This window comes from Nonomuraea fuscirosea, from assembly GCF_003001935.1.
GTDB lineage: Bacteria > Actinomycetota > Actinomycetes > Streptosporangiales > Streptosporangiaceae > Nonomuraea > Nonomuraea fuscirosea.
The window spans coordinates 129860-147417 of the sequence record NZ_PVNG01000025.1 but is presented as its reverse complement, the minus strand read 5'-3'; the positions used below and the strand labels follow the sequence as shown (position 1 = coordinate 147417).

General features: G+C 70.2%; 17 protein-coding genes. 14 read left to right on the top strand and 3 right to left on the bottom strand.

The genetic code is table 11. From position 1 onward, the window contains the following. The first annotated feature begins 32 nt into the window (after positions 1-32). From B0I32_RS44730 to B0I32_RS44710, 5 genes are all read left to right on the top strand, one after another. Positions 33-1076 (top strand): pyridoxal-phosphate dependent enzyme, encoded by a 1044-nt coding sequence (locus B0I32_RS44730; RefSeq protein WP_106250232.1) that lies wholly within the window; start codon positions 33-35, stop codon positions 1074-1076. Between the two features lie 67 nt (positions 1077-1143). Continuing rightward, complete coding sequence (locus tag B0I32_RS44725) at positions 1144-2223, top strand: acyltransferase family protein (protein ID WP_245956443.1); 1080 nt, start codon at positions 1144-1146, stop codon at positions 2221-2223. 86 nt (positions 2224-2309) lie between these two features. Next, positions 2310-3824 (top strand): depupylase/deamidase Dop, encoded by a 1515-nt coding sequence (gene dop, locus B0I32_RS44720; protein ID WP_106250097.1) that lies wholly within the window; start codon positions 2310-2312, stop codon positions 3822-3824. A gap of 243 nt (positions 3825-4067) precedes the next feature. Then, positions 4068-4277, top strand: a complete 210-nt coding sequence (locus B0I32_RS44715; protein WP_106250095.1) for a ubiquitin-like protein Pup — start codon at positions 4068-4070, stop codon at positions 4275-4277. Positions 4278-4315: 38 nt separating this feature from the next. Next, the gene (locus B0I32_RS44710; RefSeq protein WP_106250093.1) at positions 4316-5320 is read left to right on the top strand and encodes an endonuclease domain-containing protein; all 1005 of its coding nucleotides are present in this window, start codon (positions 4316-4318) and stop codon (positions 5318-5320) included. An 83-nt stretch (positions 5321-5403) separates the two neighbouring features. Here the strand turns inward: B0I32_RS44710 and B0I32_RS44705 are convergent, their stop codons facing one another. Together B0I32_RS44705 and B0I32_RS44700 are read right to left on the bottom strand one after the other, a co-directional pair. Then, entirely contained in the window at positions 5404-6462 is a 1059-nt protein-coding gene (locus tag B0I32_RS44705; RefSeq protein WP_106250091.1) for a DNA polymerase IV, read from the bottom strand. Between the two features lie 46 nt (positions 6463-6508). Beyond that, positions 6509-7876 (bottom strand): extracellular solute-binding protein, encoded by a 1368-nt coding sequence (locus tag B0I32_RS44700; RefSeq protein ID WP_106250089.1) that lies wholly within the window; start codon positions 7874-7876, stop codon positions 6509-6511. A 217-nt stretch (positions 7877-8093) separates the two neighbouring features. Here B0I32_RS44700 and prcB point away from each other — a divergent pair, with 217 nt between their 5' ends. The 8 genes from prcB (at position 8094) to B0I32_RS44660 (ending at position 15526) form a co-directional block, all read left to right on the top strand. Beyond that, positions 8094-8942 carry a proteasome subunit beta gene (gene prcB, locus B0I32_RS44695; RefSeq protein ID WP_106250087.1) on the top strand — a complete coding sequence of 283 codons (849 nt, stop codon included), beginning with the start codon at positions 8094-8096 and terminating at the stop codon, positions 8940-8942. 21 nt (positions 8943-8963) lie between these two features. Continuing rightward, entirely contained in the window at positions 8964-9773 is an 810-nt protein-coding gene (gene prcA, locus B0I32_RS44690) for a proteasome subunit alpha (RefSeq protein WP_106250085.1), read from the top strand. Positions 9774-10079: 306 nt separating this feature from the next. After that, on the top strand, positions 10080-10604 hold the full coding sequence (locus B0I32_RS44685; RefSeq protein ID WP_245956442.1) for a hypothetical protein: 525 nt from the start codon (positions 10080-10082) through the stop codon (positions 10602-10604). A 126-nt stretch (positions 10605-10730) separates the two neighbouring features. Then, positions 10731-12089: a Pup--protein ligase gene (pafA, locus tag B0I32_RS44680; RefSeq protein ID WP_106250081.1), complete on the top strand. Its 1359-nt coding sequence runs from the start codon at positions 10731-10733 to the stop codon at positions 12087-12089. Between the two features lie 239 nt (positions 12090-12328). After that, complete coding sequence (locus B0I32_RS59225) at positions 12329-13264, top strand: FKBP-type peptidyl-prolyl cis-trans isomerase (protein ID WP_219912338.1); 936 nt, start codon at positions 12329-12331, stop codon at positions 13262-13264. A 112-nt stretch (positions 13265-13376) separates the two neighbouring features. Further along, a complete protein-coding gene (locus tag B0I32_RS44670; protein WP_106250079.1) occupies positions 13377-14273 on the top strand; it encodes an FKBP-type peptidyl-prolyl cis-trans isomerase in 897 nt (298 codons plus the stop codon). Positions 14274-14372: 99 nt separating this feature from the next. Next, complete coding sequence (locus B0I32_RS44665; protein WP_106250077.1) at positions 14373-15029, top strand: helix-turn-helix transcriptional regulator; 657 nt, start codon at positions 14373-14375, stop codon at positions 15027-15029. Positions 15030-15046: 17 nt separating this feature from the next. After that, the gene (locus tag B0I32_RS44660; protein ID WP_106250228.1) at positions 15047-15526 is read left to right on the top strand and encodes a DUF3291 domain-containing protein; all 480 of its coding nucleotides are present in this window, start codon (positions 15047-15049) and stop codon (positions 15524-15526) included. Here the strand turns inward: B0I32_RS44660 and B0I32_RS44655 are convergent. Beyond that, positions 15472-16539, bottom strand: coding sequence for a DUF3866 family protein (locus B0I32_RS44655; protein ID WP_106250075.1), 1068 nt, complete (start codon positions 16537-16539; stop codon positions 15472-15474). The genes B0I32_RS44660 and B0I32_RS44655 overlap by 55 nt on opposite strands. 38 nt (positions 16540-16577) lie before the next feature. Here B0I32_RS44655 and B0I32_RS60500 point away from each other — a divergent pair, with 38 nt between their 5' ends. Next, complete coding sequence (locus B0I32_RS60500; protein WP_106250226.1) at positions 16578-17528, top strand: helix-turn-helix transcriptional regulator; 951 nt, start codon at positions 16578-16580, stop codon at positions 17526-17528. Positions 17529-17558 lie beyond the last annotated feature (30 nt).

Genomic DNA, 17558 nt, shown 5'->3' with positions numbered 1-17558 from the left:
GGTACGAGGCCCCCCGGCCTAGCATGGCGATCATGGAGTACCTCAATCCCGCCCGCGCCCCGTACACCGGCCAGGACCGGGAACTCATCGGCACCGCGCACGCCCGCCGCGCCCGCGCCCACTTCGCCCGGCGGCCCGCCTACCGGCCCACCCCCGTCCACACCATCCCCGGCCTGGCCGGGACCGCCGCCGTCCACGTCAAGGACGAGAGCGCGCGCATGGGGCTGGGCAGCTTCAAGGCGCTCGGCGGCGCGTACGCCGTCCACCTGCTCGCCGGACGCGACGGCACCCGCACGCCCGTCGTCTGCGCCAGCGCCGGCAACCACGGCATCTCCGTCGCCGCCGGCGCGGCCGAAGCCGGCCTGCCCTGCCACGTCTACCTCGCCGAAGACGTACCCGAGACGTTCGCCCGGCGGCTGCGCGACCTCGGCGCCCGCGTACACCGCGACGGCCCCGACTACGACGCCGGCCTGCGGGCGGCCCTCAGCGCCGCCCAGGAGCACGGCTGGCGGCTCGTCGCCGACACCTCATGGGAGGGCTACACCAGCGTCCCCCTGGACGTCATGCGCGGCTACACCGTCCTGTTCGACGAACTCACCGACCCCGGAGCCGTCGCGGACGACCTCGGGCCGACGCACGTCTTCGTGCAGGCCGGCGTCGGAGGACTGGCCGCCGCCGCGGCCGGATACGTCCGCGACCGCTGGGGCGAGCGACCCAGGGTCGTCGTCGTCGAGCCCGAAGGCGCCCCCTGCCTCGTCGAGAGCGCCCGCGCCGGCGCGCCCGTACACGTCCACGGAGCCCCCACCACCCTCGGCCGGCTCGACTGCAGGGAACCCTCACTCCTCGCCCACCGCCTCCTGAACCACCTGGCCGACCTCTACCTGACCATCACCGACGACCAGGCCGCCGCCGCCGCGCGCGAACTCGGCCGGGCCGGCGTCGCCCTGTCCGCCTGCGGCGCCGCCGGAGCCGCCGGGCTGCTCGCGCTCACCCCCTCCGCCCGCCACGCCCTCGGCCTCGACCACACCGCACGCGTGCTGCTCGTGGGAACTGAGGGACCAGTGGAACCGAAGTGATCAGAAATACGTCAAAGGGGGCGTGCATCAACCCAACCGGCCGCGCCACGCACGAGGAAACGGCCGGTTGGCCGAACTCGACCTCCTGCGCTTCCTCGCCGCCCTGGCCGTCGTCGCCTTCCACTACCTGGTCGCCTACGCCTCCGTGTGGGGCGACCGGCCCGCGGAACTCTTCCCGGCCCTGGCACCCGTCGCGGGGCTCGGCATCTTAGGCGTTGAGCTCTTCTTCATCATCAGCGGATTCGTCATCCTCATGAGCGTCTGGGGACGCGGCCTCGCCGCCTTCGCCCGCTCCCGCCTGATCCGCCTCTACCCCGCCTACTGGCTCAGCCTGGCCGCCATCGCCGCCCTCTACGGCCTCACCGGAGCCAAGCCGCTCGACCCAAAACTTTCCCCAGGTGAATACCTGGTGAACGCCACCATGTTCCAGCGGCTGTTCAAACTCACCGACGCCAGCGGCGTCTACTGGTCCCTCTGGGCCGAGCTGCGCTTCTACCTCCTGATGTCCATCCTGGTCATCGTCGGCGTCACCCACCGGCGCGTACTGATCTTCGCCGGCGTCTGGCTGGCCGCCGTGATCGGCGCCAGGATCCTCGAGAACGGCACCGTCGACGAGATCGTCATGCCGGACTACGCGCCCTACTTCATCGCCGGCATGGCCCTGTACCTCATCCACAAACACGGCAGTTCCTGGCTCCCGTGGCTCTACGTCGCCGCCGGCTACGGCCTGTCGATCGGCTCCGCGCTCGACCGCGTGCAGCGTCGCGTCGACCTCGCCGGATTCAAGAACATGCCCGTCACCCCCGTCAGCGTGGTCGTCACCGTCACCCTCATCTACCTCGCCACGTCCCTCGTCGCCCTCGGGCTGCTCCGCCTCAAACCATCCAGGACGCTCACCGCGCTCGGCGGTACGACATACCCGCTTTACCTCTTCCATAGCGTCATCGCGGTGGCCCTCATCCCGCTGCTCACCGGGGACCTGCCGCCCTGGGCCGTCGCCCTGACCACGACCCTGACCGCGATCGTGGTGTCGTATCTCGTCTACTCCTTTGCCGAACGCCCCATCCAGCGGCTCCTCAAGCCACGCAGATCACCACAAACCCCATCAGCTCCCGGCGTACAGGTTGAAAAGGCGTCGGTGCCATAACTCTGTGGCCCCGGGGCACTGTGAAGGGCATAGGCTCGGGCATATAAACGGCGGATAGACAGACCCGGACGAACAGAGGGTGTTGCATGACGGTGCGTCGGGTGATGGGCATCGAGACCGAGTACGGCATCTCCGTACCAGGTCAGCCAGGCGCCAACGCGATGGTGACCTCCTCACAGGTCGTGAACGCCTACCTGGCCGCCTCGGCGGCCCGCGCGCGCAGGGCACGATGGGACTTCGAAGAGGAAAACCCGCTGCGCGACGCGCGCGGCTTCGACCTGGCCAGAGAGGTGGCGGACCCCACCCAGCTGACCGACGAGGACCTCGGCCTGGCCAACGTCATCCTCACCAACGGCGCCAGGCTCTACGTCGACCACGCCCACCCCGAATACAGCGCGCCCGAATGCACCAACCCCCGGGCCGCCGTCCTCTGGGACAAAGCCGGCGAACGCGTCATGTACGACGCCGCCACCCGCGCCTCGGCCATCCCCTCCAACGCGCCCATCCAGCTCTACAAGAACAACACCGACGCCAAGGGCGCCTCCTACGGCTGCCACGAGAACTACCTCATGCGGCGCGCCACCCCCTTCGCCGACATCGTCAGGCACCTCACCCCCTTCTTCGTCTCCCGCCAGATCGTCGTCGGCGCCGGCAAGGTCGGCATCGGTCAGGACTCCCGCGGCGAAGGCTTCCAGATCAGCCAGCGCGCCGACTTCTTCGAAGTCGAAGTGGGCCTCGAGACCACGCTCAAGCGCCCGATCATCAACACGCGCGACGAACCGCACGCCGACCCGGAGAAGTACCGGCGCCTGCACGTGATCATCGGCGACGCCAACATGTCGGAAATATCGACTTATCTGAAACTCGGCTCCACCGCCCTCGTCCTCGCCATGATCGAAGAGGGCTTCCTCACCCGCGACCTCGCCGTCGAAAACCCTGTACAAGCACTCAGGGCCGTCTCCCACGACCCCACCTGCCGCTACGAGATCCCCATGCGCGACGGCCGCAAGCTCACCGCCGTCCAGCTCCAGATGGAATACCTGGAACAAGCCCGCAAATACGTCGAAGAGCGCGGCACCGCCCAAGACGAGATGAACAAGGACATCCTCGACAGGTGGGAGTCCATCCTCACCCGCCTCGCCGAAGACCCCATGCAACTCGCCCGCGAACTCGACTGGGTCGCCAAACTCGAACTCCTCGAGGGCTACCGCAGCCGCGACGGCCTCGCCTGGTCCCACCCCCGCCTCCAGCTCGTCGACCTCCAATACTCCGACATCCGCCCCGACCGCGGCCTCTACAACCGCCTCGTCGCCCGCGGACGCATGCAACGCCTCGTCACCGAAGACGAGGTCCAGCGCGCCGTCGAACAACCACCCAGCGACACCCGCGCCTACTTCCGCGGCCGCTGTCTCAGCCAATACAGCGAATCCGTCGCCGCCGCCTCCTGGGACTCCGTCATCTTCGACATCCCCGGCCGCGAATCCCTCCAGCGCGTCCCCACCCTCGAACCACTCCGCGGCACCAAGGCCCACGTCGGCGAACTCTTCGACCGCTGCCGCACCGCCGCCGACCTCGTCGCCGCGCTCACCGGCGGCGACTGACCCACACCGGCCGATCATCGGCATCCCAGGGGATCGTCACGACAAGGCGGTCCCCTTTCGCGGCATAGGCACTGTGATGAGGAGCACACCGGCGTGCTCAGAGTCCGAGGGCCACTGGGCTTCGCGATTGGATAGGGCTACTATCTGGCCATCCCGGCAAGATCGACGGCCGATCGGCGCGAAATGTCGTCCCGTTCGGGGAAGATATGCACTAGAGGCAGTCCCCCGAAGCGGAGGTAGGACATGGCGAGCAAGGACACCGGCGGCCAGAAGCAGACCGGACGCCGCGAGAACGAGGTCGAGGAGACCGAGGCCTCGGCGGCGCCGGATGTGCAGGAGCGGCAGGAGAAGCTCACTGACGATGTCGACGCGATTCTGGACGAAATCGACGAAGTTCTCGAAGAGAACGCAGAGGAGTTCGTCAGGTCATACGTCCAGAAGGGCGGACAGTGAGGGAAATATAGGACATCGGGTGATCGGGGAGGGGAGGGATGGAAGGGCGTAAGCGGTGTCCGGACTGCGAGGAGGAGAAGGACGTCTCCGAGTTCGGGCTCAACAAGCGCATGGCTGATGGGCTCGCGCGCTACTGCAGAACGTGCTTTCGGCGGCGGTCCATTCAGAGCTATCGCAAGCGCAAGGAGGAGCAGGGGAAGGCCGTGCGAGAGGCGGTCGCTGTTCCGGACGGGCACAAATACTGCCCGCGTTGTGAAGAGGTGAAGCCTGTAGCCGATTTCGGGGGCAACCGGTCCACACGATCGGGGCTCGCCGCGTACTGCAAGCCGTGCCACACCATCGTGACGCGGGAGAACAAGATCAAAAAATACGGGAGCGAGCGGAACTACCTGCTCCAATACCGCTACGGCATCACCGAGGACGACTTCGAGCGCATGCTCGCCCGGCAGGGCGGGCTCTGCGCCGTCTGTCAGAACGTTCCGGGCACGTTCGTCGATCACTGTCACCGGAGCGGTGCCGTCCGCGGCATTCTCTGTTTCAACTGCAACAACGGGCTCGGGCACTTCGGCGACAATCTGGTGTTGCTGGAGCTGGCCGCGCTGTATCTGGACGGGGAGGTGCTCTGGCCGGAGTTCGTGGTCCTGCCGGAGCGGCGGGACGGCGGGGTTGTGCCGCCGACGCGGGGTTATCACCTGGCGCAGCGTTATCAGGTGCGGCATGAGGACGTGGAGAGGATGATCTCGGCTCAGCACGGGCTGTGCGTGGTGTGCTGGGATCGGCCGCCCGAGCATGTGGATCATTGTCATCGGACCGGTGATGTGCGGTATGCGTTGTGTCTGCCGTGCAACACGGGGATCGGGCAGTTCCGTGATGATGCCGGGGTGGTGTGGCGGGCGCTCGCCTATGTGGAGGCGGGTGCGGGGGACGCGGGGGAGGCTCTGGTCCCCGAGTTGGAGGTGTCCGATGCCGAGCTGGAGGCGTTGGTGCGGGCGGAGGAGGAGCTCCGGTCGGAGTTCTATGGGCGGGTGACGCGGGTGGGTTAGCGTCCTGCGCGGGCGAAGGGCTGTCTGTCTGGTGGGTGCGGTGGTGGTCGGGCGGTGTGTGCGCGGGTCACGGGTCCGGAGGGTCAGCGGGTGGTGGGTGGCATGGTGTAGTCGACGGCCACGCCGAGGAGGCGGACCGGACGGGTGAGGTCGTGGCGGTCGAGGATGGCGAGGGCTGTTCTGGTGATCGTGGCGGGGTCGGTCGTGGGGGCGGGGAGGGTGCTCTGGCGGGTGCGGGTCTGGAACGGGGTGGTGCGGACCTTGACGGTGACCTTGGTGATCTCGCGGCCGGCCGTAGTGGCGTCGTGGGTGACGTGTTCGGCGAGGGTGGTGAGGTGGTGGTCGATGTCGGCGCGGTCGGTGAGGTCGTGCTGGAAGGTGATCTCGCGGCTGTGGCCGCGGGGGATCCAGGGGGTGGTGACGATTTCGGCTTCGCCTTTGCCGAGGGCGAGGTAGCGGTACCAGGGGCCGTTGGTGGGGCCGAAGCGGGCGGCGAGGTCGGCGGGGTCGGCGGCGGCGAGCTGGGCGACGGTGTGCAGGCCGAGTGCGGCGAGTTTGGCGGCGGTTCTGGCGCCGATGCCCCAGAGGGCGTGGGTGGGGCGTTCGTTCATGACGGTGGCCCAGTTGTCGCTGGTGAGGCGGTGGATGCCGGCGGGTTTGGCGAGGCCGGAGGCGAGTTTGGCCTGGTGTTTGTTGTCGCCGATGCCGATGGAGCAGTCGAGGTGGGTGCGGGTGTGTACGGCTCGCTGGAGGTCGGCGGCGAGGGTTTCCGGGTCGTCGGTGGTGGCGCCGAGGAAGGCTTCGTCCCAGCCCCAGATTTCGACGCGGACGGGGAAGTCGCGCAGGACGGCCATGACGCGTGCTGAGGCGGCTTCGTAGGCGGGCGGGTCGGTGGGGAGGAAGACGGCGTCGGGGCAGCGCCGCAGGGCGGTGCGGAGGGGTGTGCCGGAGTGGATGCCGTGTTCGCGGGCTTCGTAGGTGGCGGTGGCGGCGACGGTGCGGGGCTGGGTGGGGTCGCCTGAGCCGCCGACGACGACGGGTCTGCCGCGTAGTTCGGGGTGGCGCAGGAGTTCGACGCCGGCGATGAACTGGTCGAGGTCGAGGTGGAGTATCCAGTCGCGCCGGGTGGACGTGCTGCCCATGGTGTCCAGTATGGCCTGGTCGGGGGTGGTGTGCCGGGGTGGGGTGTCAGCCGGCGATGTTGGCCGCGCCGCCGACGATGTCTTCGAGTTCGTCCTGGTAGGCGGTGGCGGCTTCGTCGGGGGGTGTGCCGTTGAGGACGGCGGCGGTGGCTTCCTGGAGGGCGGCGGAGACCTGGGGGTAGACGGCCAGGCCCGGGCGGTAGGCGGTCAGGGGGAGCACTTCGCGGGCGACGTAGTCGAGCATGGGGTCGGCGGTGAGGACGTCGGCGTTGACGTCGGTGCGTGCGCTGATGCGGACCTGTCCGGCGAGCTGGGCTTTGGTGGCGGCGGCCGAGTGCATGAAGGCGAGCAGGTCCCAGGCGGTCCCGGGGTGCTTGGAGTGGGGGTTGAGCACGCGTACGGCGCCGCCTGACATGCTGACGAAGTCCTGGCCGCGCAGGCCGCCGCCGGGCCGCTGGGCGGGGATCTTGGCGTAGCCGACGGTCTGGTCGCGGTTCTTCATGGGGGCGACGCCGGCTCGGGGTTCGATGACGGAGCGCCAGAAGTAGTCGCTTTCCGCGAGGATGCCGATCTGGCCCGCGGCGAACTGGGTGAAGGATTTGTCGCGGCCTTTGGCCTCCTGCTGGAGGCGGGGGTCGCCGAGGCCGCTGCGGCCGTAGATGCGCTGGTAGAGGCCGAGGGCGTCTTTGAGGGCGGAGGAGGCGCCGGTCCATTTGCCGTCGGCGTAGATCTCGGATCCGGCGCCGGCGAGCAGGGGGAGTACGCCCTGCATGGTGGTGGCTTCGCCCATGGCGGTGCCGGCGTTGATCTGGAGGGGGGTGCGTACGCCGGCGGCCTTGAGTTCGGTGGCGGCGTCGATGATGTCCTGCCAGCTGGTGGGCTGCCAGGTGGCGGGCAGGCCGGCTTTGTCGAACAGGGTCTTGTTGTAGTAGAGGACGCGGCCGTCGGTGCCTTGGGGCAGGCCGTACTTCTTGCCGTCGAAGACGCCCAGGCCCTGGACGGCTTGGGGGATCTTGGCCCAGCCCTCCCATTGCTCGACGGTGGCGCCGCCGACGTCGGTGAGGGGTTTGATGTAGCCGGCCTGGGCGAATTCGCCGACCCAGATGCCGTCGAGGTCGATGACGTCGGCGCCGGTCCTGGACCTGAAGTCGAGTGCGATCTTGGTCTTGTACTGTTCGTCGTCGACGCCGCTGGGCCGGAAGAGCACCTTGACGCCGGGGTGGGTCTTCTCGAACTCGGGGATGACCCATTGCTTGATCCACTGGGCGGATTCGGCGTTCTTGCCGCCTTCGATGGAGTTGGCCGCGATGGTGACGGTGACGCTGCCGCCGCCGGATTCCGCGCCGGTGCCGCAGGCGGTGAGGGCGAGCAACGTGGCGGCGGCGGTCAGCGCGGGCCGGCGGGGGAGTCGCATCGTCGGCCTCCTGCTTCAGGATGTGCTGACGTACCGACCATCGCACGGGCGGTGGCGGCCGTAAAGGAACGCTCCCAACGCGGATCTTCCGCACTATTCGCGTGTTTCCGGCGATCTCGGGGGGATGGTTCGCCGTGAGCTGATCGTGGGAAGTGCAGACAGCAACCCAACATGAGTAGGGTCGCCCTAGGAACACTGAACGTTTGGAGGGAGTCGCGTGGCATCGCACAGGGATCTGCCCGTCGGCTTGGCGAACGAGCTCTTCCGCAACACCGGGAGTTCCTCGTTCACGGAATTCGTCACCTCATATGCGCCAGACGTGCTGCCGCGGCGGGACGAGGTGCTGGCCACCCCGATCGGCGACCAGGTTCCGCACGCGACCACGATCCTGGCAGCCACCTTCGCCGGTGGCGTGGTCATGGCGGGCGACCGGCGGGCGACGTCGGGCAACATTATTTCGCAGCGTGACGTGGAGAAGGTGTTCCGCGCCGACGACTATTCGTGCATGGGCATCGCGGGCACGGCCAGCACGGGCATCGAGATGGCCCGGCTCTACCGGGTGGAGCTGGAGCACTACGAGAAGCTCGAGGGCCGCACCATGTCGGTGGCGGGCAAGGCCAACCGGCTGGCCACCATGATCAGGGGCAATCTCGGCATGGCGATGCAGGGGCTGGTGGTGGTGCCCCTGTTCGCCGCCTACGATCCCGACCGCGACGAGGGGCGCATCTTCAGCTACGACGTGGCCGGCGGGCCCTATGAGCGGGAGCGGTTCGACGCGATCGGTTCGGGTTCGATCTTCGCCCGCGGGTCGCTGAAGAAGCTCTACCGCGACGGCGCCTCGGCCGACGACATGGTGATGACGCTGATCCAGGCGCTCTACGACGCCGCCGACGACGACTCGGCGACCGGCGGGCCCGACGTGACCAGGAAGATCTGGCCGATCGTGTCCGTGATCGACGCCGACGGTTTCCGCCGCCTGTCCGACGAGGAGGTCTCCGGTTACGTCGAGCAGATGCTCGAGGCCCGGCTGATCTCGCCCGACGGCCCCATCGCCCCGCTGCGCTAACGGAGGATCACCACTGTGTCCATGCCTTTCGGATATGCGTCCCCCGAGCAGATCATGCGGGACAAGGCCGACTACGCGCGCAAGGGCATCGCGCGGGGCCGTTCCGTGGTCGTGCTGCAATACGTGGACGGGATCCTGTTCGTCGCGCCCAACCCGTCCCGGGCGCTGCACAAGATCAGTGAGATCTACGACCGGATCGGGTTCGCGGCGGTCGGCCGGTACAACGAGTTCGAGGAGCTGCGGCTCGGCGGCATCCGTTACGCCGACATCAACGGCTACACCTACGACCGTTCCGACGTGACCGGGCGCGGCCTGGCCAACCTCTACGCCTCCAACCTGGGCCGCATCTTCACCGAGTCGATCAAGTCGCTGGAGGTGGAGGTCGTCGTCGCCGAGGTGGGCGAGACGAAGGACGGCGACGCGATCTACCGGCTGACCTTCGACGGGTCGGTGTTCGACGAGCACGGCTTCGCGGCCATGGGCGGCCAGGCCGAGGCGGTGGCGGGGCGGCTGAAGGACCGTTACCGCGAGTCGATGTCGCTGGCCGACGCGCTGGAGGTGGCGCTGGCGGCGCTGACCGAGCCGGGCGGTGAGCGTCCGCCGGTGGGGCAGCTCGAGGTGGCCGTGCTCGACCGTAACCGGGAGCACCGCAAGTTCCTGCGGCTGACCGGGGCGCGGCTGGAACGGCTGCTCGCCCAGACGACCAGCACCCCGCCGGCCGCCACGCCGCCGCCCGCGGGGGAGACGCCCGCCCCCGATGACGCCCCCACCGGCCCGCCTCCCACGGGGCCGGAGGGCGACGTCGACGACGGCTCCTCGCCGCCGCTGTAACCGGGTAGAAAAGTTCACGCAGACGGGGGTTCGCTTCGGCGGGCCCCCGTTTCGCCGTTCGTGGGGCCCGCTCCGCCACACGTTCGTGCGCTGGGTTCCGGGTGGAGGGCGCCTCGGATGTCGGTGGTCGGGCGGTTTCCGGGTGGGTGATCCCTGAGGCATGGTTTGTGATCTACGTTGTAAAGGCGCCGGGCTGTCGGGGAGAGGAGATCGTGGGGGTCGTCGTCGCTCCGGCCCGGAGGGGATGTGACCTGTTTCACCCTGGCTTGTCTGAACTCGCCGAGGTGATCGAGGATCTCACTGTTCGTGAACACTCCCTTGCGTGGCCTCCTGGCGGCCGGTGCCGCGGCGGCCGTGATGCTCACCTCCGGCGTGGCGGCCGAAGCGGCCACCGCCTACCCGAGGTACAAGGCGCCGAAGACCTTCGGCACCACGTTCCAGGCCGACCCGAAGCACGACTTCACCAAGCGGATCAGCCCCCGCCACAACGGCGTCCTGCGCGGCTGGATCACCTACCTGCGGGGTGGCGTGGCCGAGTACGAGCCGATCAAGTGGAAGAAGGGCACCCACACCGAGGGGCGCTTCGTGGGGCCGCCCGAGGGTGACGCGATGGCGTACAGGTCCGTCGTCGCCGAGGACGTCGTCTTCCTGTCCGCGTTCGGCTGCAAGACGGGGATGGCGGACCTGACCGTCAGCCGCAGCACGGGCCTGGGCGCCAAGCGCTGCTCCAGGAGCGTGCTGCTCAAGCGGCACGCCCGTAACGGGCAGCCCGCCCTGATCACCGTCTACCGGGGGCAGATCGTCAAGGTTCAGGAGATCTACACCCCCTGACCTGCGCGTCGGCACCCGCGCCCCGTGGGGGCGGGCGCGGGGACGAAGCGGGTGATAGGGGGCCGTCGGGGAAAACACCCGGGAAGATCTCTCCCGCTCGCCGATCCGTGGGCATAGTGTGAGGTGATGGATCGTCGCATCTTCGGGCTGGAGAACGAGTACGGCGTGACCTGCACGTTCAGGGGCCAGCGCAGGCTGTCCCCCGACGAGGTCGCGCGCTACCTGTTCCGGCGGGTCGTGTCCTGGGGCCGATCGAGCAACGTCTTCCTCCGCAACGGCGCACGTCTCTACCTCGACGTGGGCAGCCATCCTGAATACGCAACACCCGAGTGTGACAACGTCGTCGAGCTCGTCACCCACGACAAGGCGGGCGAGCGGATCCTCGAGGGCCTGCTCGTGGACGCCGAGAAGCGGCTGCGTGAAGAGGGCATCGCGGGTGACATCTATCTGTTCAAGAACAACACCGACTCGGCCGGCAACTCCTACGGCTGTCACGAGAACTATCTGGTCGGCCGGCACGGCGAGTTCGGACGGCTGGCCGACGTGCTGATCCCGTTCCTGGTGACGCGGCAGATCGTGTGCGGCGCGGGCAAGGTGCTGCAGACGCCGCGCGGCGCGGTCTACTGCGTCTCGCAGCGGGCCGAGCACATCTGGGAGGGCGTCTCCAGCGCCACCACCCGGTCGCGGCCGATCATCAACACCAGGGACGAGCCGCACGCCGACGCCGAGCGGTTCCGCCGCCTGCACGTCATCGTGGGCGACTCCAACATGAGCGAGACCACCATGCTGCTCAAGGTCGGCGCCACCGACCTGGTGCTGCGCATGATCGAGTCGGGCACCGTGATGCGCGACCTGTCGCTGGAGAACCCGATCAGGGCGATCCGCGAGGTCTCCCACGACATGACGGGCCGGCGCAGGGTGCGCCTGGCCAACGGCCGCGAGGCCTCAAGCCTGGAGATCCAGCAGGAATACCTGTCGAAGGCGAAGGACTTCGTCGACCGGCGCGGCGGCGACGCCATCGCCCATCGGGTGCTGGAGCTGTGGGAGCGCACGCTCAACGCGGTCGACACCGGCAACCTCGACCTGGTCTCGCGCGAGATCGACTGGGTGACGAAATACCAGCTCATCGAGCGCTACCGGAAGAAGTACGACCTGCCGCTGTCGTCGCCCAGGGTGGCCCAGCTCGACCTGGCCTACCACGACGTGCACCGCAAGCGCGGCCTGTTCTACCTGCTGCAGAAGCGCGGCTCGGTGGAGCGGGTGGCCTCCGACCTGAAGATCTTCGAGGCCAAGTCGGTGCCGCCGCAGACGACGAGGGCGCGGCTGCGGGGCGAGTTCATCCGCAAGGCGCAGGAGAAGCGGCGCGACTTCACCGTCGACTGGGTGCATCTCAAGCTGAACGACCAGGCGCAGCGCACGGTGCTGTGCAAGGACCCGTTCCGGAGCGTGGACGAGCGGGTGGACAAGCTGATCGCCGGCATGTAGCCATGCCCTCCCCGCCGGTGCGGCGGGGGCGGGGTGGCGGTGGCTGGATGAAAGGTGCACGCGGGTGCGGGCCCGTCGCCGGTGGCGCGGGCCCGCGAGCGCGCAGGCCGGCGCGAGGCCGCCGCCGAACTGGGCCGGGACGCCGCCGGGCTGCCCGGGATGTGGTGGTCCGTTTACCCCGGCCCTACCGGGAAGTCGGGTAGGGTGACGCGAATCTGACGTCTTTCCTAGGGAAACCCATGCGCCGCGCTCTGGCCGTACTGGCCGCTGTGCCTATGATCCTGTTCGCCGCCGCGTGCGGCTCCGACGACGGCGCCACCACCGCCGCCGCGCCCTCGGGAGGGGCGTCCGGGGTCAAGGTCGCCGGGAACGTGGGCGCCAAGCCCAGCGTGACGTTCCCCTCCGGCACGCCCGCGAAGAAATCCTCGTACGAGGTGATTCAGCCCGGTGCGGGCGACGGCGTCAAGGCCGGCGACCGGGTGATCGTCAACCTGACGGTCTACAACTGGGACGGCAAGGGCAACGCGGTCCAGGGCTCCTCCTACGACACCAAGGCGCCGGAGACGATCCAGGTCAACGAGCAGCTGCCGCAGGTGCTGCGCGAGGGCTTCACCAAGGTCAAGCACGGCGGCCGGTTGCTGGCCGTGCTGGCCAACGACTCCGTCGCCCAGCCGCAGGCCACAGCGCCGGCCGAGCCGACCAAGGTGTTCGTGTTCGACGTCGTCGGCACCCAGCCGCCGCCGCTGAAGGCCGCCACCGGCAAGGAGACCGGCGACAGCATCAAGGGCGTCAAGGTGAGCAACCCGGGCGGCGACAAGGCGCCCACGCTGACCACGAAGACCGGCGAGAAGCCGCCGAAGGAGCTCGTCGTCAAGACGGTCATCCAGGGGACGGGCCCGAAGGTCGCGGCCACGCAGACGCTGTCGGTGCACTACACGGGCAAGATCTGGGGCACCGACAAGCAGTTCGACTCCAGCTGGGAGCGGGGCCAGCCGGCCGAGTTCCCGCTCGCGCAGGTCATCCAGGGCTGGCAGAAGGGCCTCGCGGGCGTGCCCGTCGGCAGCCGCGTCGTGATGAGCATCCCGCCGGACCTCGGCTACGGCGACCAGGCGCAGCAGGGCATCCCGGCCAAGAGCACGCTGGTGTTCGTGGTGGACGTCCTGGCCGCCTACTGACCGGCCGCGTACGCGCACTCGCCGGGAGTCGCTGACGGGCGTTCTCCCGGCGCGGTAGCATCGCCGGGCCCGGTGGCGCAGCGCCGCCGGGCCATCCGTGCTGGGAGGACCGATGCGCCGCCGTGCCGTGTCACTGCTGCTGGCGCCGCTGCTGCTGGCCGGCTGTACGGGCGGGGCGGCGGGGCCGCTGGACCTGAAGGTGGGCGGCACGTTCGGCGCCCGGCCGACGATCGTCTTCCCCGGCGGCAAGCCCGCCGCGGGCCTGCGGGTGGACGAGCTGGCCGCCGGCGACGGCGAACGGCTGGCCGCCGGCGACGTGGCCATCGTCCAGTACACCGCGCACGTGTGGAACGGCAGGGACAACCGCCTGGTCGACTCCAGCTTCAACCGCGGCACCCCGGCCGCGTTCCCGGTGGGGCAGCTGCTCCCCGGGCTCGAACGGGCGCTCAGCGGCCGCAGGGTGGGCAGCAGGGTCATCGCCGCGATCCCGCCCGGCGACGGCTTCGGCGCCGACCCGCCGAAGGGTGTCGGCGCCGGTGACGAGCTGTTCTACGTCGTCGACATCCTCGGCGCCCACCACAAGGGCGCCTCGGTCGAGGCCCCCGCCGGGACCCTGGCGGGGGTGCGGGCCGGTGGCGGCCCCCGGCCGGGGCTGGTCGTGCCCGCCACCGCGCCGCCGGGCGGGTTCGCGGCCAAGGTGCTGGCCAGGGGCGGCGGGCCCACGGTGCGGGCGGGGCAGCTCGTCGTCACCCAGTACGAGGCCGCCGTCTGGGCCGGGCGCCGCGTCTTCGACGCCACCTGGCCGGCGGGCCGGCCCAGGGCGTTCAAGCTCGGCGACGGCACCACCGTCAAGGCGTGGGACAAGGCCCTGGCCGGCGTGCCCGTGGGCAGCCGCGTCCTGATGATCGTCCCGCCCGCGTACGGTTACGGCCCGGCCGGGCATCCCGCGTACGGGATCAAGGGCTCTGACACGCTCGTCTTCGTCGTGGACGTCATCGCCGCCTACTGAGCCCGGGGGAGCCGCCACGGGGGCACCACGGGGCCGTACGGGCCACCACAGGGCCGTCGAGGAGGGCGAGGGGCGGGCGGCCTTTCATAGACTCCCGCTGTGAGTAGCGACGACATCGAGGCGCTGGCCCTCCTGCACGACCCCGTCCGGCGCACCTTGTACGCCGCCGTGACCGCCGCCGGCGGCGACATGGGCCGCGGCGAGGCCGCGCAGGCGGCGGGCGTGTCCAGGACGCTGGCCGGGCACCACCTCGACAAGCTCGTCGAGGCCGGACTGCTGGAGAGCGGCTTTCGGCAGCAGGAGAAGAAGGGGCCGGGCAGCGGCCGGCCCGCCAAGATCTACCGCCGGGCCAGGGGCGAGCGGTCGGTGAGCCTGCCGCCGCGCGACTACGCCACCCTCGCCTCCGTCCTGGCCGCCGTGGTGGACCTGCTCGGCGCCGAGGAACAGGCCGAGGAGGCGGCGCGGGCCGCGGGCGCGGGGCTGGCCGGACGGCATCGCGGCGAGCGGGCCGAGAGCGTGCTGGAGCGGCGCGGCTACGAGCCGTACGCGGAGGGCGGGGTGGTGCGGCTGCGCAACTGCCCGTTCCACGCCTTGTCGGTGGAGCAGCCGCTGCTGGTGTGCTCCATGAACCTGGCCCTGTGCCAGGGGCTGCTCGAAGGGCTCGGTGACGACCCACGCCGGGCCGAGCTGGATCCACGGCCGGGGGAGTGCTGCGTCTCTCTAAAACAAATAGACGTTGACATAGAAGCCGGCTGAATGGTGTGCTGAGCCTCATGCATCTCGCCCAGCTCAACATCGCCCATCTGCGCGCGCCCGTCGACAGCCCGGAGCTCGCCGAGTTCGTCGCCCTGCTCGAACCCATCAACGCCCTGGCCGACGAGGCGCCCGGCTTCGTGTGGCGGCTCAAGGAGAGCGAGAGCGACCCCACCGCGACCGTCACCCACGACTACGGGGACCTGCTGCTGGTCAACTTCTCGGTGTGGGAGTCGCTGGAGTCGGTGTGGAACTACGTCTACCGCAGCCCGCATCTGGGGGTGCTGCGCCGGCGCAGGGAGTGGTTCCTGCGCGCCGTGGAGCCGTACCTGGTGATGTGGTGGGTCCCCGAGGGCACCATCCCCTCCCTGACGGAGGCCATGGAGCGGCTCGAACGCCTCAAGACCGAGGGGCCCGGCCCCGAGGCGTTCACCTTCAAGGACTCCTACGGCAGCATCGAGGCCGCCAGCCTGCCCGCCGCCGCCGAGGCCAGGAAGTAGGCCAGGTCCTCCTCCAGCCCCCTGCCCATCGTCGACAGCCTGACCGGCGACTCGCGCAGCGCCTCGTGCAGGCCGTCCACCGGCACCGAGACCAGTCGGTGCCGGACGGCCAGGAGCTCGGCCTGGTCCCTGACCCGCTCCCCGAACTCGCCCGCCAGCTCCGGCACCGGAACCTCGGCCGGCGTCAGCGCGACCCGGCCGTAGGCGGTCAGCGAGTGGTGCGAGACGCCGTAGTGACGCTCGCGCAGGTCGCCCTCGCTGACCCGCAGCGCCGCCACCGGCCGCCCCAGCAGCACGCCGGCCGCGTTCACCGCCTCACCCGCCGAGACGCCCGAGAAGCCCCACCGGGTGCCGGTGCCCAGATTGCCCGGCCCCTGCGTGACGATCGCCACGTCGGCCTCCAGCACGTGCCTGGCCGCCAGCAGGCCGGTGTGGGCGGTGACCGCCTCCACGTCGCCGCCGAACGACTGGCCGACCGTCACCACGCCCGCCAGCCAGCCGATCTCACGCAGTTTCGCCGCCGCCATCGAGAACCAGACCGGCAGCGCGCCGCCGTCCAACATCACGTACGCCACCCGCGTGCCCGGCCGCGCCTCGTACAGCCCGCACAGGATCGGGGCCAGCGCCGAGTGCAGATCGGCCACCACCACCGGCATGCCGTCCAGCGAGTCCGCCTCGCGCAACCTGGCATGATGCGGCGAATCCTGCTCGTCGGCGCCCAGCACCGTGGCCTGCAGCGGGGTGTACCTGGCCTTCACCAGGTGCCCGGGACCGTCCGGGTCTTGCGGCAAACGGTTCGGGACGGCCACCACCATGGCGTAACCTCCCGTACCGAGACCCATCGCGAGCGCGGTCGTGTTGAGCAGCACCTCGTCACCGGGTTCCGGGCGGCCCACCAGCGGCGGATACGCCAGCGCCCGGCACTCCCCCTCGGGGACGGAGACGTCCAGCTCCACCGCTCCCGGCCACTCGCGTCGGATCCGTAGGACCTCGCCCTTGCGCCATCTGATCACGGGGGCAGGGTAGCGTCGATGAAGGAGGAGTGAGGCAGATGTCGCGCCGGAAGACAGAACGGCTGCTCAATCTCGTGATCTGCCTGCTCGCCACGCGCCGCCCGCTGTCGGCCGAGCAGATCCGCCAGGCCGTCCCCGGCTACGACCGCGACGGCGACGAGGCGTTCCAGCGCATGTTCGAGCGGGACAAGAACGAGCTCCGCGAGATCGGCATCCCGATCGACGTCGTGCGCGACCCGTGGGAGGACGAGCCGGGCTACCGGATCGAGCGGCAGTCGTACGAGCTGCCGGAGATCACCCTCGAACCCGACGAGGCCGCCGTGCTGGGCCTGGCCGCCCAGGTGTGGCAGCGCGCCAGCCTGGCCGAGGCCGCCTCAGGGGCGCTGCTGAAGCTGCGGGCCGGCGGCGTCTCCACCGACCAGCCCGTCGGCACCGGGGCCCTGGAGCTGCGCGTGGACACCCGCGACCCGGCCTTCCCCGCGCTGTGGGACGCCGTGCGCGACCGGCGCGTGGTCCGCTTCGACTACCGCGGCGCCGGCAGCGAGAGCGTGCGCAGCCGCACCGTCGAGCCGTGGGGCGTGGTCAGCAGGCGCGGACGCTGGTACCTGGCCGGCTTCGACCGCGGCCGCGACGCCCCGCGCGCCTTCCGGCTCAGCCGCATCACCGGGCAGGTCGCCACCGTCGGCAGGCCGGGCGTGGTCGAGGTGCCCGAGGGCGTCGACCTCAAGGCCATGGTGGGCTTCCCCGACGAGCCGGCGGAGGAGCGGGTGGCGGTCGTCCGCGTACGCCAGGGGACGTGCGAGGGGCTGCGCCAGCTGTCCACGGCCCTGCACGCGGGCGACGACGGGTGGGACGAGGCCGAGCTGGTCTTCTCCGACCCCGAACGGCTGGCCGGCTGGATGGCCAGCCTCGGCGCCGACGTCGAGGTGGTGCAGCCGCCGGACGCGCGCGAGGCCGTCATCTGCCGCCTGAAGGGGGCCGTGGCGTGACAGCGGTCGCGGGCACCTCTCGAATCGAAC